The organism is Providencia sp. PROV150 (genome assembly GCF_028481025.1).
In the GTDB taxonomy this organism is placed as follows: Bacteria; Pseudomonadota; Gammaproteobacteria; order Enterobacterales; family Enterobacteriaceae; genus Providencia; species Providencia hangzhouensis.
The window spans coordinates 223448-238531 of the sequence record NZ_JAMPPJ010000005.1 but is presented as its reverse complement, the minus strand read 5'-3'; the positions used below and the strand labels follow the sequence as shown (position 1 = coordinate 238531).

Genomic DNA, 15084 nt, shown 5'->3' with positions numbered 1-15084 from the left:
GGCAACTTATTGATCAAAGAGACGTCAATGTCTCAATCGACGGAGCATAGTAATAACTCCCCGAAACGGCTTTCGTCATACGCAGCAAATCATCGTATTTGCCATCTTTTTCACCAAACATACTGAGTAACTGCTGTTCAATATTGTGTAACCTTGCACAATAAGCGATAAAGAATAAGCCATGTTTGCCGCTTGCTGTACCATATGGCAAGCTGTGACGCATAACTGAAAGCTCTTCACCCTCTTCTTCTATCACCACGCGTGAGACATGAGAGGTGACATTGCGCGCATCTTCATCTAATTCAACGCTATCTTTTTTCGTACGGCCAATCATTTTTTCTTGTTCATGTTCCGAAAAACGATCCCATTTTCGTAAATCGTGTTCATAGCGTTGGACTAAAACATAGCTTCCGCCTTTATCTTCACCGTCTTCGATTAATGTGACCTCTGCAATTTCTTCCCCTTGCGGGTTCTCTGTTCCATCAATAAAACCACTTAAATCTCTGTCATCTACCCAACGAAATCCATGAATTTCTTCAACCACAGAGATAGATTTACCAAATGCTTTTAAAGCAGCTTGTGCTAAAGAAAAATTAATATCGTGGCGCAGTGATTGAATATGAATAAACATATCCCGTTGAGTGGCGGGAGCAAGCCCTTTACCCAGAGTGCGAAATGGTTTCAATTCAGGAGCAGTATTTGCCTTACCGAGCTGTTTCCAGATATCAGAGCCAAACGCGATAACTGCACCAAGGCGATCATCTGGGTATTGCGCTTGTAATTTGGTTAAAGCCTCGACAAAGCTTTTACATCCAGACTTAACTTCATCCAGAGATCCCTCTTGCACTTGCGCTTCAATAAAAATACCAAAACGGCTATGTTCTTTCAAAATACCACTTTGAGAATGAGACATACGGTAAACCTCGTAAAATGAATATGTTATATAACCTATTTTTTATATAAGCGATTTTAATATCTTATCTTATCGCTATGATGTTCACCTTGTTTTAACGCAAGGGAATATAGGTTTCCGGTCTATTATAAGAAAGAAAATTTAAGAAAGGGTAAATTTCTTTGAAAACAAGGAAAAAGAAACACTAATGGAAAGATATCGCCAGTATAGATAGCCCTGACGATATTATTAACGAAATGAGATTATTTATGCCAAATAATTTGCGAGATTTTCCATGTTTTCAGGTCATCATCTGAAGGCATTAAATCTTCGGGCCCTTGCCACTTACCTGTAAAACGGTAAACCACTTTACTTGATTGCGGTGAATTACATTCAATGGTTGGAACGTCATTGACTCGCTCGCCTAGACCGCAAATACCGAATGCTTTTTGATAAATTTCACTAAATTCAGTACCCACTGTTGGCCCCCATTCAGTTGCAATATCGGGGTCACTCACTATAATTCGTGATACATAGCCGTGCTCTGGGCCAACTATTTCTAATTTTACTTCATTATCATCCATTCCTTGGAAAATTGTGACCACATCCCCATTTTCCATTTGCATACCGCTGCGTAATGTATAGCGGTCATCAAGTTGTTTCTTAATGATATCCGCTTGCATTGGTGTAAAACTAGTCACTTGACCAAGTCCTGAGCTAGAAACCACCAGTGGGCCGCTAAACCAAGTCGATGGCGAAAAGAATTTCACACCCGCACACCCTGATAACAGAACTGTTCCACAGAGTAGAGAAGCCTTCAACAACGGCGATAATCCATTATTTCTATTCAACTTTGCATGTTGGGACATATCATCCTCTTTTATGAGTCGCATAATGCATATTGTGACAATCTATTTATCAAAACATTCCCATGAATAGTTAAATAAATAGTCAATTAACTTAAAAATCCGTTTCGTGCGTTAATTTTTTCGAATAAATTAAACGTTCAGGTTGTTCTTCTTCATACAACATTTTTTCAAACATACAGATAGCAGCATCAGATTCTTCACTCACTAACAGCTCGATTCTTCCGCAACCTCTGGCGATCAGTTTTTTTTCTAGTCTACTTACTAATGCATTCGCAATACCACGGCCACGGTATTCAGGGTGAACGGCAAGGTAAACAGCAGTACCACGAATACCATCATACCCCCCCATAATAGTACCAACGACTTCCCCGGCAACTTCAGCCACTAGAAATAAGTCTGCTCCACACTGTAATTTGCGTTCAATATCGAGTTCAGGATCCCCTGAAAATTCATTAAGAGAACAACGCTCCCATAATGTCAGGACGTCTTCATAATCACTTTGTCGAAAGACTCGTATTTCCATCTCATTTGCCTGCTTAAACTAATCTTTCTGCCATTATCTCTGCTTTTGCCACACAATCAATATTCAATATGCCTTTCTTCGAGCAAAAGGGTATACTTTAACCATTATTTTTTACCTATGGTTCTATTATAAAACAATGAATTACCCAGATATTGAACGTGTAAAAACCTATTTGCAAAGCTTGCAAGAGGCTATTTGTCAAAAAATCACTGAGCTAGATGGTAAGGAAACTTTTCTAGAACAAACATGGGAACGCTCTGAAGGTGGTGGGGGTCGTAGCCGAGTATTAACCAAAGGGGCATTATTTGAACAAGCTGGGGTTAATTTCTCTCATATTAAAGGAGAAAAATTACCTGCATCTGCTTCAGCCCATCGCCCTGAACTTGCTGGTCGTAGCTATCAAGCAATGGGCGTCTCTCTCGTCATTCACCCTCTGAATCCTTACATTCCGACAACCCATGCTAATGTCCGTTTCTTTATTGCTGAAAAAGAAGGTTGCGAGCCTGTTTGGTGGTTTGGTGGCGGTTTTGATTTAACCCCTTTTTATGGCTTTCATGAAGATGTCATCCACTGGCACACTGTTGCTCGTGATTTATGCCGCCCTTATGGTACTGATGTTTATCCTAAATATAAAAATTGGTGTGATGAATACTTTTTCCTGAAGCATAGAAATGAACCTCGTGGTGTCGGTGGGCTATTTTATGATGACCTTAACCAAGGGGGTTTTGAATCCTGTTTTAACTTCACTCAAGCCGTTGGTAATGGCTTTTTAGATGCCTATGTGCCGATTGTTGAAAAACGCAAAGATCATTCATGGGGTGAACGAGAGCGTCAATTCCAATTATATCGTCGTGGTCGTTATGTCGAATTCAATTTGGTATGGGACAGAGGTACATTATTTGGCTTACAAAGTGGAGGCCGAACAGAATCAATTTTAATGTCAATGCCACCACTTGTCCGCTGGGAATACGACTATCATCCTGAACCTAATAGCCAAGAAGCTGCTCTCTATACTGAATTTTTAATCCTAAATAAAGAGTGGGTTTCGCCATAATTAATAACATTAGTTTATAAATTAAGGTAGAAAGATAACCGTTCTACCTTTCTAATATAAAATAACAGCAATTGATTTTAAAGCTTATATATCAACTAGTTACAAAATTATCACAACAGATTATGATTCCATTTCACCCAACTGAATGGAGTTATAATATGAATCAAATTTTAGGCCGTTCTTTACTCTCACCTTGCTTATTAGCCAATTTAGTGACTAAAGCAGGTCATACTGACTTAAAATCAACGCTCACTCATATCAATGATATTATGAGCCGAACCTATTCACATGAAGATGCATTATTTCATCGCAATAATCTTTCATCTTGCCCTATAGATACGACAGGAAAGCGCTATAACCGTTTTATTCGTGATGCTCAGCGCCCTATTCCACATAAACATCACTGGCATTCTGACCTGCCAATTTGTGAGCGTTCAGGGCTTTCTCCAGATAGTCATATGCCACATGATGACTATGCGGTAATTATGTGCGAAGAAGACACTCAAGCACCATCAAAACCCGCTGGGCAAGTATTTAATTCAATTGGTGTTATTCGTACCTTTTTCAAGGAAAAATTAAATATTGACCAAATTTTTGGCTGTTCTGCTGATATTAATGCGGTTATTCATTATGGAACAAACTACGCTAACGCATTTTGGAATTCTCAAGCTATTTTCTTTGGTGACGGGGATGGAATCGTTTTTGGCCCATTCTATAACGACATTGATATAATTGCTCACGAACTTGCTCATGGTTTTATTAGTTCAAAAGCTAATTTTAGATATTCTTTCCAGTCTGGTGCTCTTAATGAGTCTGTCGCAGATGTACTTGGGATTATGGTCAAGCAATATTTAAATAATGAAACAGCCAATACCTCTAATTGGCTACTTGGGGAAAATTTATTTATTGACCAAATAAATGCACCTGCCCTACGTTCGATGATAAATCCAGGCGACGCTTATTATCTTTCTGATGAGGTCAGAGATCCACAAGTTGGCCATATGTCTCAATATCAAGATTTACCTATTTTTGTTGATAATGGCGGCGTACATATTAATTCAGGCATTCCAAATAGAGCCTTTTACTTATTAGCTAAGAGCCTTGGTGGCTATACGTGGGATATCGCCGGTAAAATTTGGCTGGAAGCAGTGTCTGACAATAGAGTGACAAAGAAAGCGACATTTATCGAATTTGCTGATGCCACGATCCGTGCAGCTAAGAAACTGTTTGATGATAATATTGCGCAAAAAACACAACAGAGTTGGTTAGGTGTTGGGTTGATAGTAAACCTGTAATAAAATATATCGCTAGATAGCATTAAACCATTTGAAATTAATTTTTCTGTAAAATACAAAGGCCGATACTAAAGAGCATTAATCAACTCTTTTATTCAGCCTTATTCATTAAACCTGCACGTTAACGTTTTTTCTTTTTTCTACCTGGTTGTGTAAACTTTTTACGTGTCGGGTTTTCTGTTTTTACTTTGGGTTTACTTGGCGATGCTTGCTTTGTATTACCTTTATTAGCAGAAACCGATTTCTGTGCTTTTTTCGGTTTAATATCTGACTCAGATTTTTCCATCATATCAAATAACTCAATCAATTCGTCATCTGTTAAGTCTCGCCACTCCCCGACAGGAATACCCGTCAGCCTAACATTCATGATGCGAACGCGTTCAAGTTTAGTGACTTCAAAACCAAAGTGTTCACACATGCGACGAATTTGACGGTTTAACCCTTGCACAAGAGTAATTCTAAAAACAAATGGAGCTTCTTTCTTAACCTTACATTTTTTAGTCATTGTGCCAAGAATCGGTACTCCAGCACCCATTCCACGGATAAATTCATCTGTAACGGGTTTATTGACAGTAACTAAATATTCTTTTTCATGGGAATTCCCTGCCCGTAAAATTTTATTCACCAAATCCCCATGGTTTGTGAGGAAAATCAACCCTTGAGAGTCTTTATCTAAACGGCCAATTGGGAAAATTCGGGTACTGTGATTAACATAATCAACAATATTATCTTTTTCACCACTCTCTGTCGTACTGACAATACCGACTGGCTTATTCAGAGCGATTAACACTAAATCTTCTTCATTACGCGGCTCAATTAATTGCCCATTAACTTTTACCACATCACCAGAAAAAACTTGGTCGCCTATTCCTGCACGCTTACCATTAATAAATACATTACCCTGCTCAATATAACGATCAGCTTCACGTCTTGAGCAAATACCACTTTCACTAATATATTTGTTTAAACGTGTAGAAGAACGAGTGTCCATAATTTCCCTCAATCTTTAATTCTTCCCCCTGTCCGTCATGATATATTTTGATAACGTAAGGGCGATATTTATTCTTAAAGTATCAATCTAAATAATATTAAAAAGCCGTAACATAATGGTTTTGTTACGGCTTTATGCATTTAATACGGTCAACTAAACCTACATTAGTGCCTTATTAACTAACGTTTTTTCAAATGCTGCATTAAACGCTTACGCTTACGTAACTGAGTTGGCGTTAGCTTATTTTTCTTATCTGCATATGGGTTTTCACCCTCTTTAAACAGAATTCGAATTGGCGTTCCCATCACTTGTAATGAACGACGGAAGTAATTCATCAAATAACGTTTGTAGCTGTCTGGTAAATCAGAGACTTGGTTACCATGGATCACAACAATCGGTGGGTTATGCCCCCCAGCATGGGCATATTTCATTTTAACACGACGACCACGAATAAGCGGCGGTTGGTGCTCATCTTCTGCCATCTTCATGATGCGCGTTAATAATGCCGTTCCCACTCGACGAGTTGCAGATTCATAAGCTTCTTGCACTGATTCAAATAGGTTACCCACGCCACTGCCATGCAATGCAGAAATAAAGTGAATTCGTGCGAAATCAACAAAACCAAGACGCAGTTCAAGCATATCCTTCACATGCTCGCGGTCCTCGGGCTTCATACCATCCCATTTATTAACCGCAATAACTAATGAACGACCTGCATTGAGGATAAAACCAAGTAAAGATAAATCTTGGTCTGAGATACCTTCGCGTGCATCGATAACTAATAATACGACGTTCGCATCTTCAATCGCTTGTAATGTTTTAATTACAGAGAATTTTTCGACTGTTTCAGTAACTTTACCACGTTTACGCACACCAGCCGTGTCAATTAGAATATATTCACGCTCATCGCGTTCCATTGGAATGTAAATGCTGTCACGGGTTGTGCCTGGCATATCAAACACAACAACCCTTTCTTCACCCAATATACGGTTGGTTAATGTCGATTTACCGACATTCGGACGGCCAACGATGGCTAATTTAATCGGTAATGTTGTTGGATCGAAGTCATCTTCTTCGTCTTCATCAAGCTGACCTTGAGCTTCTAACTCTGCCCAATATGCCGCATTTTCTTCTTCTTCGGTCAGTTCGACTTCTTCTTCATTTTCAGCAACAAAAGGTTTTAACGATTGTTCTATTAACTGAGTGACACCGCGGCCATGTGATGCAGCGATCGGATGAATTTCCCCTAAACCAAGAGAGTAAAAATCCCCGATTGCTGTTGTGACATCAATACCATCTGTTTTGTTTGCCACTAAATAAGTTTTTTTCTTGCGGCTACGAAGATGTTTAGCAATGCCTTCATCCGCAGGCATTAGCCCTGCTCTTGCATCGACCATAAACAGAACAATATCTGCCTCTTCAATTGCTTGCAAGGACTGTGCGGCCATGTGCGTTTCTACGCCTTCCTCAGTCCCATCGATACCACCCGTGTCGATAATAATGAATTCGTGACCTTCAACTTCTGCACGACCATATTTGCGATCACGAGTCAGACCGGGAAAGTCCGCTACTAATGCGTCACGGGTACGGGTTAAACGGTTAAATAACGTGGATTTTCCTACGTTTGGACGCCCTACCAGCGCTACGACGGGTATCATTCTTAGATGCCTCACAACTTTTATTAACTAAAGGAATTCTGAGGCTTTAACTCAGAAAACAAAAAACGAAACGGCTCCTGTGTTCAGGAACCGTTGATTTTATCGATAAATTGGCGGTTTGTCAGAAAATTAACGTGTTAACAGGTAAACTGTTCCGTTTTTTGTCTGAACCATTAGTTTATCACTTGCAACCACTGGGCGACTGTGAATACCAGAGCTGTTTAGTTTGTTTTGTGCAACAAACCCACCCGTACTCATGTCTAACCAATGCAGATAACCCTCTTTGTCACCGACAACAAGATAGCCATTATACATTTCTGGTGCAGATAACCCGCGGTTTAGTAAGTCTTCCTGTGTCCACAGTGTCACACCATCGCTTTTACGAACAGACAATACGCGGTCACTTTGGTCAACGAGGTACAGGTTTTCACCTGACATTACCATGTCATTGATTGAGCCCAGTTCACGTTTCCATAGGATTTGACCTGAACGCATATCCAGTGCTGCCAATGTGCCATTATAAGCAATCGCATACACTTTGCCGTCATCAATAATTGGTGTCATATCGACATCGTTTAAGCGGCCGATTTCTGTCGAACTTGTCACTTGCGAAATGCGTTGCTGCCAAATTAATTGGCCTTGAGACAATAGCACTGCACTGACACGACCGTTATCCCCACCCACAATCGCAGCACCAAAGGCAACTGCTGGAGCAGATTCACCACGTAATGACAACGATGGGGTATCCATGTTAACAGTCCACTTGATTTCCCCGCTATTGACGTCTAAAGCTTGCAGTTGACCATTACTGGTATGAATAACAACAAGGTCATTACTCACTACAGGTTTAGAAAGGGCTTCACCTGCAACTTCGACATCCCAAGCGACTTGACCATCTTCTTTGTTAAGAGCGATAACTGTTCCACGCTCAGTACCCACAAAGATTTTGTCACCATCAACGGTTAAACCACCGGATAATAATGCAGATAAATTAGCAGAAAGAAAACCCGTTCGTTTAGATAAATCTACCGACCATAGTTCTTTACCACTGTCGAGTTCAAAGGCTTTAACTAAACCTTTGCGGTCTGCTGCATAAACGGCTGAGCCATCCCAACCCGGTGATAATTCAGAATAAAATTGTCCAACACCATTTCCAACAGATTTATCCCAAACAATTGATGGGGTGAATTGATTTTCAACCTGTGGAAGTGGCGCCATAATAATAGAATCAGTTTCGCTGGAACAACCGGCAAGTAAAGCTGAAGCGACTAGGCCAACTAAAAGTGTTTTGCGCAACTGCATGTTTGTCGTTTCCTTTCTTCTTATGAATTAGATACGTTGTTCAACTTCAGAGTCAAAATACCTCTAATAGATTGAGAGCCTTCACTTTCTAACCCCTGAGTGTAAGCGGCTTTTGCGCCTGCTTTATCACCCTTGTGGAGTAATGCATCGCCACGGACATCCTGTGCCGTTGCTTGCCATGACTTACTTTTAATATTTGCCACTGACGCTATCGCACCATCAGCATTACCTTGAGCCAATTGTACTCGTGCTAAACGCAAGTTAATTAAATCTTGCATATCCACAGTTTTTGCTTTGGCTAATGCATTGGTCAATGCAGTTTGTGCGTTAGCTAAATCACCTTTATCCACTGCAATTTGCGCAAGCTCTAAACCCATCATCGCACTGTATACATCGTCAGTTTCAGCCGCAAATTTTTGCGCCGCAGCAATAGCCTGATCTGAACCCGAACGTAATTGGGCGTTTACTGTTTCAAATTTTTGTGCACTTTCTTGCAGTACATTGGTTTTATGGGACTGCCAGTAGTTCCAACCAAATACACCGCCAACGCCAATGACGAGACCAATAACTAATGCCACGCCATTATTCGCAAAAAAGCGCTTAATCGCATCGACTTGATCATTTTCGTTTGTATAGACTTCCACTTGTCTCTCCTTAACCTAATAATTCGGCGATGCGTGACGCCATAAGTTGCTGCGAAATAGTTTCTTGTACGCCAGTACGTAAGTCTTTCACTGTGACTTGGTTATTTTTAATTTCATCTTCCCCCAAGATCAGTGCAATTTTAGCGCCTTGTTTGTCCGCTCTTGCTAACTGTTTCTTGAAGTTACCACCACCGTGGTTAGTCATTAACCGTAGTGTTGGTAGTGCATCACGGACTTTTTCAGCCACTAATATCGCTGCTTGTTGGCTATTTTCGCCAAAAGAAGCGAGATAAACGTCAGCGACTGAAGCATCCGCTGTAAATTCAGGGTTCACTTCTTGGACTAATAACACCATGCGTTCCATACCCATGGCAAAACCAACCGCAGGTGTTGCACGACCGCCTAATTGTTCAACTAGGCCATCATAACGGCCACCCGCACAAACAGTGCCTTGTGAACCCAGCGCCGTGGTTACCCACTCAAAAACAGTGCGGTTATAGTAGTCAAGACCACGAACTAAACGTTGATTTACGCGGTATTGAACCCCAGCAGCTTCTAACAATTTGCATAAACCATCAAAGTGCTCACGTGATTCGACATCAAGGTAATCAAACAGTTCAGGTGCATCATTCAATAAAGCTTGAATCTCTTGATTTTTGGAGTCCAAAACACGTAAAGGATTTGTGTACATCCGGCGTTTGCAGTCTTCATCCAGCTTATCTTTATGCTGTTCTAAGAAAGCAACTAAAGCCTCACGGTAATTAGCACGCGCTTCTAATGAACCAATCGAGTTCAGCTCTAATGTTACATGCTCACTAATTCCTAACGCTTTCCACCAGCGCGCTGTCATTAAAATAACTTCAGCATCGATATCAGGGCCTGCAAGACCAAAAACTTCAGCCCCTAACTGGTGAAATTGACGATAACGACCTTTTTGTGGGCGCTCATAACGGAACATTGGGCCTAAATACCACAAACGCTGTTCCTGATTGTACAGCAAACCATGCTCAATACCTGCACGTACACAACCTGCGGTATTTTCAGGGCGTAATGTCAGACTTTCATCGTTACGGTCATTGAAAGTGTACATTTCTTTTTCAACGACATCCGTCACTTCACCTATCGCTCTGCGAAATAGCGGGGTCTGCTCTACAATCGGGGTACGAATTTCACTAAAACCATAACCCTGTAAAATATTTTTTAATGTTGCTTCGATTTTCTGCCATACACGCGTGTCAGCTGGCAAGTAATCATTCATGCCGCGAATGGCTTGGATATTTTTTCCCACTTTATTTCTCTATTTTCAGAATTACATTAGTTTGATTATAAGAGCGAAATATCATCTGGTTCAATCAACAAACACCAATTACTGATACTAATCGGGATTTATCTGTTAATTTGTACGGTGAGCGACCGATTTTAGAAAAAAATGCGGATAATTGATATAGTGTTTGTTCTAAATACGCCAAACGACTCTATGAGCCGCTTGGCATTAGAATACACAAAATTAATCTTTTAAGTTGACTTCAATCCGCTTGCTTTCATCCATCATCGCTGCTTTTGCTCGAATTTTAGCCTCTAATTGGTCGATGATGTTGTCATTATCAAAGCGCTCTTTTTGACGTTTACCGTCTTCATAGAAACCACTCTTGGTTTTTGCGCCTGCAACACCTAGCGTAGAAACTTCCGCTTCACCGGGGCCGTTGACCACACAACCAATAATCGACACATCCATTGGCGTAATGATATCTTCTAAGCGCTGTTCTAACTCATTCACCGTGCCTATCACATCAAATTCTTGCCGTGAGCAGGTTGGACAAGCAATAAAATTAATGCCACGCGAACGAATACGCAGTGATTTTAAAATATCAAAACCGACTTTAACTTCTTCAACAGGGTCTGCAGCCAAAGAAATACGCAGAGTATCACCGATGCCTTCAGACAGTAACATTCCTAAGCCAATCGCCGATTTTACGGAGCCTGCACGTGCGCCACCCGCCTCTGTAATACCTAAATGCAGAGGTTGATCAATTTTATTTGCTAATAAACGGTAAGAGCCGACAGCTAAAAATACATCAGAAGCTTTTACACTGACTTTGAATTGGTCGAAATTCAGCCTATCTAAGATGTCCACATGGCGCATTGCCGACTCAACTAAGGCTTCAGGTGTTGGTTCTCCGTACTTCTCTTGAATGTCTTTTTCAAGGGAACCGCCATTGACCCCAATACGAATAGGAATATTGTAATGGCGTGCGCAATCAACAACTTGGCGAATTCTTTCTTCACTACCAATATTACCTGGGTTAATACGCAAGCAATCAACACCGTACTCAGCAACTTTTAATGCAATACGATAGTCAAAATGGATATCAGCCACCAGTGGAACGCTAACTTGCTGTTTAATCAATTTAAATGCTTCAGCAGCATCCATGGTAGGAACAGAAACACGCACGATATCAACACCCACGCGCTCAAGGGATTTTATTTGGCGAACTGTGGCTTCGACATCAGTTGTACGGGTATTGGTCATTGACTGGACAGCGATAGGAGCACCATCGCCTACGGGTACGCTACCTACATTAATACGGGTGGATTTACGTCTTTTTATCGGTGATTCATTATGCATTTTGGTTTAATTCTCCGAACGTCCATGTGCTCTTTGTTACCGTGGTACTTTTTGTGCCTATAGTACTCTTTGTTACCGTGGTATAGTTTTAACGATTATTTTTATACGCTCAACTATACACAAGAAAGCAAACCATAGCCTATCAAAAAAGATGTTTTCGGATATAGTTTGCTTCTTTTTGCCTATTTGTTTTTAGGCTTCAGGTAACTTCAATTTTGCTGGACGTTTCGCTTTAATAAAACGGCTTAAATCAACAGCGTTACCTTGGAACTGTACCGTCACATTCGCCGGCGCACCAATGTTCAGACGATAAGGTTGCGGACCATCAAGTTCCAGCTTATCCCCATTATTTTTGGTACCACTGAATAAAATTTTATTATTCGCATCACGAATTTCTAACCAACACTGCCCAGTAAAATTCAAGACCAGAGCTTGGCTACTCACTGCAACAGGTTCAGTCGTTTCTGTATTTTGTGTTCTATCTAATGCAACTGAAGATTGTGGTGCATTCGGTAATGGAATCGTTCTAACTGGCTCTGTAACAGAGTCAGCCGTTAATACAGGCTCTTGGCCTTGTAATTCAAGTGTATTTTCCTGTGTAACAGGCGCTGTATCCGTTGAGACTATCTCTGTTGAAGCCGGCAATTCAACGGGGGTTGTGCTGTTATCTTGCTGAGACAAAATCAAATCATTTTGATTTGCCATTGAAACTAATTCATCTTTTTGTGCGTTATGATCTTGCCACCACCATACACCAACCATTGCAATGAGGACGATCACAATCAACCAAGTCAGTTTCATTAACCAACCTTCGCGCTTTTTACGCTTTTTCCCTAAAGAATAGCTTTGCATAGGAGAAACTTTGGCTAATGTGACGGGCTCTTCCGTTTTCATATACGTTTTTAATTCGCTTTCTGATATGCCTACCATGCGTGCATAAAGGCGAATATAACCACGTAAAAACGTCGGTTCTACACCAGCGGGAGCAATATCTTGTTCTATCTCTTTTACCGTACTGATTTTAAGGCATAATCGCTCTGCAACAACATCTTGGGTTAGCCCCATGCGCTCACGTGCTTGCGTCAATAATTGTCCTACTGTCGTCGTAGTCTGTTCGGTATTATTTTCGATAGTCATTTGCTGGCAACACTATTTCCAAGTTAAAAATATATAAAGCAAGCATTGAGCAGCTTTACTCGTCAATAATTTATCATCATGTTGAAACAACAATTAAATTTTTCTTATTGCTTCTACTATTGTAGGTGAACAAAGGCGTTTTGCCTAACTCTAAAACGCCCTAAACCATAACTTAATTCACTGATTCAAACATATTTATAAATCAGACTGTTTTTACCTTGATAGGTTCCCCTGCTAAGCGTTTTTTCAACGTTCGTTTTGTTCTGTCGATCACATCGCCAGCAAGTTGCCCACAAGCTGCATCTATATCATCACCGCGTGTTTTGCGTACTATCGTAGTAAAACCATATCCCATCAATACTTTACAAAAGCGGTCAATACGACTATTCGAACTTCTACCGTATGGCGCTCCAGGGAACGGGTTCCATGGAATTAAGTTGATTTTGCTCGGTGTATTTTTTAAACATTCCGCTAATTGATGAGCTTGTTCAACACTATCGTTCACGTGATCTAACATCACATACTCAACGGTTACTCGTCCTGCATTGGCATTCGATTTCGTTAAATAACGATTCACACTGTTGAGGAAGGTTTCAATATTGTATTTTTTATTAATTGGAACGATATCATCGCGGATATCATCTGTTGGCGCATGCAATGAAATCGCTAACGCGACATCAATCATATCCCCTAATTTGTCCAGTGCAGGTACAACACCGGAAGTGGAAATCGTGACACGGCGCTTAGATAAACCAAAACCGAAGTCATCTAACATAATTTCCATCGCAGGGACGACATTATTCAAATTCAGTAATGGTTCACCCATTCCCATCATTACAACGTTGGTAATTGGACGGCGTCCACTGGATTTCAGTGAACCAATAATTTTTGCAGCTCGCCAAACCTGGCCAATGATTTCCGAAACACGTAAGTTACGGTTGAAGCCTTGTTGCGCCGTGGAACAGAATTTACACTCCAGCGCACAACCAACCTGTGAAGAGACACACAATGTTGCACGATCTGCTTCTGGGATATATACAGTTTCAACCAGTTGGTCACCCACTTTGATAGCCCACTTAATGGTACCATCTGATGAGCGCTGTTCGTCAGCGACTTCCGGTGCACGGATTTCCGCGACTTCTTTTAGTTTTGCTCTAAGAACTTTATTAATATCGGTCATTTGGTCAAAATCATCATAGCAATAATGATAGATCCATTTCATGACCTGATCCGCGCGGAACGGCTTTTCACCCATTTGGGCAAAGAACTCACGCATTTGCTTGCGGTTTAAATCAAGTAAATTGGTTTTTTGATTCGTTTTTTCTGGCGTGACAGAAATAGCAGAAGAAGTTGCACATTGTGCATCTGTCGTCATATCAGACATGGTGTATTGCCTCGTTGTTACACTTTCGGCAGTGCTAGTAATGAGTATAGCACGACGTAATTTTTGCAGTCTTAAAAATATAATCGCCCCGCTAATCATAGCAGGGCGTCGCATTGTACAAACTTTATAACAATAATGCTAATGCATTAGTTAAAGAAGTCTTAGCGTGGGCAGATTTCATCAGCAGTGAAGAAATACGCGATTTCACGAGCAGCAGATTCCTCAGAGTCTGAACCGTGAGTTGCGTTTTCAGTGAAGCTGTCTGCGTAGTCTGCGCGTAAAGTACCTGCTAACGCGTTATCTGGGTTAGTTGCGCCCATCAGGTCACGATGACGTTGGATTGCATTTTCACCTTCTAACACTTGCAGCATGATAGGGCCTGAAGTCATGAATTCAACCAGACCTTCAAAGAAAGGACGGCCTTTGTGTTCAGCGTAGAAGCCTTCAGCTTGCTCACGAGTTAAATGCATCATTTTAGCAGCGATGATAGTGAAACCCGCGCTTTCAAAACGGTTGTAGATTGCACCAATAACGTTTTTCTTCACAGCATTTGGTTTAATAATAGAAAATGTACGTTGAACAGTCATAAATAACCTCTTAGCGATTCATTAGGCCTTTATTCTTTATTCTTCCCTGTTATTTAGGATGCAAGAACTTAAAATAGGCATGTTGTAGTTTTTTATATTATTTCTAATTCTATTGTTAGGCT

The 15084-nt window shown here is 40.8% G+C and carries 14 protein-coding genes; 2 read left to right on the top strand and 12 right to left on the bottom strand.

Annotated elements, in window-relative coordinates:
• Nucleotides 1-13: 13 nt before the first annotated feature.
• The 3 genes from PSE83_RS06170 to PSE83_RS06160 all read right to left on the bottom strand — a co-directional run bounded on the left by PSE83_RS06170 (nucleotide 14) and on the right by PSE83_RS06160 (nucleotide 2284).
• Nucleotides 14-913 (bottom strand): Dyp-type peroxidase, encoded by a 900-nt coding sequence (locus PSE83_RS06170; protein WP_094961722.1) that lies wholly within the window; start codon nucleotides 911-913, stop codon nucleotides 14-16.
• A 242-nt stretch (nucleotides 914-1155) separates the two neighbouring features.
• Nucleotides 1156-1761 (bottom strand): RpoE-regulated lipoprotein, encoded by a 606-nt coding sequence (locus PSE83_RS06165; protein WP_050763802.1) that lies wholly within the window; start codon nucleotides 1759-1761, stop codon nucleotides 1156-1158.
• 91 nt (nucleotides 1762-1852) lie between these two features.
• Entirely contained in the window at nucleotides 1853-2284 is a 432-nt protein-coding gene (locus PSE83_RS06160; RefSeq protein WP_004264887.1) for a GNAT family acetyltransferase, read from the bottom strand.
• Between the two features lie 136 nt (nucleotides 2285-2420).
• On the opposite strand from PSE83_RS06160, the gene hemF reads away from it, so the two are divergent.
• Entirely contained in the window at nucleotides 2421-3338 is a 918-nt protein-coding gene (hemF, locus tag PSE83_RS06155) for an oxygen-dependent coproporphyrinogen oxidase (RefSeq protein WP_004264888.1), read from the top strand.
• 158 nt (nucleotides 3339-3496) lie between these two features.
• Nucleotides 3497-4633, top strand: coding sequence for a M4 family metallopeptidase (locus PSE83_RS06150; protein WP_036958991.1), 1137 nt, complete (start codon nucleotides 3497-3499; stop codon nucleotides 4631-4633).
• 121 nt (nucleotides 4634-4754) lie between these two features.
• Here the strand turns inward: PSE83_RS06150 and rluF are convergent, their stop codons facing one another.
• The 9 genes from rluF to ndk form a co-directional block, all read right to left on the bottom strand.
• Nucleotides 4755-5624: a 23S rRNA pseudouridine(2604) synthase RluF gene (rluF, locus tag PSE83_RS06145; protein ID WP_004264890.1), complete on the bottom strand. Its 870-nt coding sequence runs from the start codon at nucleotides 5622-5624 to the stop codon at nucleotides 4755-4757.
• A gap of 179 nt (nucleotides 5625-5803) precedes the next feature.
• Nucleotides 5804-7282 carry a ribosome biogenesis GTPase Der gene (gene der, locus PSE83_RS06140; RefSeq protein ID WP_164565097.1) on the bottom strand — a complete coding sequence of 493 codons (1479 nt, stop codon included), beginning with the start codon at nucleotides 7280-7282 and terminating at the stop codon, nucleotides 5804-5806.
• A 129-nt stretch (nucleotides 7283-7411) separates the two neighbouring features.
• Nucleotides 7412-8584, bottom strand: a complete 1173-nt coding sequence (bamB, locus tag PSE83_RS06135; RefSeq protein WP_272660720.1) for an outer membrane protein assembly factor BamB — start codon at nucleotides 8582-8584, stop codon at nucleotides 7412-7414.
• A 20-nt stretch (nucleotides 8585-8604) separates the two neighbouring features.
• Nucleotides 8605-9228: a YfgM family protein gene (locus PSE83_RS06130; RefSeq protein WP_004264893.1), complete on the bottom strand. Its 624-nt coding sequence runs from the start codon at nucleotides 9226-9228 to the stop codon at nucleotides 8605-8607.
• 10 nt (nucleotides 9229-9238) lie between these two features.
• Nucleotides 9239-10516: a histidine--tRNA ligase gene (hisS, locus tag PSE83_RS06125; protein WP_004264894.1), complete on the bottom strand. Its 1278-nt coding sequence runs from the start codon at nucleotides 10514-10516 to the stop codon at nucleotides 9239-9241.
• Nucleotides 10517-10735: 219 nt separating this feature from the next.
• Nucleotides 10736-11854 carry a flavodoxin-dependent (E)-4-hydroxy-3-methylbut-2-enyl-diphosphate synthase gene (gene ispG / locus PSE83_RS06120; RefSeq protein ID WP_004264895.1) on the bottom strand — a complete coding sequence of 373 codons (1119 nt, stop codon included), beginning with the start codon at nucleotides 11852-11854 and terminating at the stop codon, nucleotides 10736-10738.
• A gap of 192 nt (nucleotides 11855-12046) precedes the next feature.
• Nucleotides 12047-12991 (bottom strand): cytoskeleton protein RodZ, encoded by a 945-nt coding sequence (rodZ, locus tag PSE83_RS06115; protein ID WP_004264896.1) that lies wholly within the window; start codon nucleotides 12989-12991, stop codon nucleotides 12047-12049.
• A gap of 202 nt (nucleotides 12992-13193) precedes the next feature.
• Nucleotides 13194-14375 (bottom strand): bifunctional tRNA (adenosine(37)-C2)-methyltransferase TrmG/ribosomal RNA large subunit methyltransferase RlmN, encoded by a 1182-nt coding sequence (locus PSE83_RS06110; RefSeq protein WP_004912645.1) that lies wholly within the window; start codon nucleotides 14373-14375, stop codon nucleotides 13194-13196.
• A gap of 161 nt (nucleotides 14376-14536) precedes the next feature.
• Entirely contained in the window at nucleotides 14537-14962 is a 426-nt protein-coding gene (gene ndk / locus PSE83_RS06105; RefSeq protein WP_004264899.1) for a nucleoside-diphosphate kinase, read from the bottom strand.
• Nucleotides 14963-15084: the final 122 nt, after the last annotated feature.

Coding starts and splice junctions, on each gene's coding strand:
- bamB (WP_272660720.1), bottom strand. CDS start 8,584: ATGCAGTTGCGCAAAACACTTTTAGTTGGCCTAGTCGCTTCAGCTTTA.
- PSE83_RS06160 (WP_004264887.1), bottom strand. CDS start 2,284: ATGGAAATACGAGTCTTTCGACAAAGTGATTATGAAGACGTCCTGACA.
- rluF (WP_004264890.1), bottom strand. CDS start 5,624: ATGGACACTCGTTCTTCTACACGTTTAAACAAATATATTAGTGAAAGT.
- der (WP_164565097.1), bottom strand. CDS start 7,282: ATGATACCCGTCGTAGCGCTGGTAGGGCGTCCAAACGTAGGAAAATCC.
- rodZ (WP_004264896.1), bottom strand. CDS start 12,991: ATGACTATCGAAAATAATACCGAACAGACTACGACGACAGTAGGACAA.
- PSE83_RS06110 (WP_004912645.1), bottom strand. CDS start 14,375: ATGTCTGATATGACGACAGATGCACAATGTGCAACTTCTTCTGCTATT.
- PSE83_RS06170 (WP_094961722.1), bottom strand. CDS start 913: ATGTCTCATTCTCAAAGTGGTATTTTGAAAGAACATAGCCGTTTTGGT.
- ndk (WP_004264899.1), bottom strand. CDS start 14,962: ATGACTGTTCAACGTACATTTTCTATTATTAAACCAAATGCTGTGAAG.
- PSE83_RS06150 (WP_036958991.1), top strand. CDS start 3,497: ATGAATCAAATTTTAGGCCGTTCTTTACTCTCACCTTGCTTATTAGCC.
- PSE83_RS06165 (WP_050763802.1), bottom strand. CDS start 1,761: ATGTCCCAACATGCAAAGTTGAATAGAAATAATGGATTATCGCCGTTG.
- hemF (WP_004264888.1), top strand. CDS start 2,421: ATGAATTACCCAGATATTGAACGTGTAAAAACCTATTTGCAAAGCTTG.
- ispG (WP_004264895.1), bottom strand. CDS start 11,854: ATGCATAATGAATCACCGATAAAAAGACGTAAATCCACCCGTATTAAT.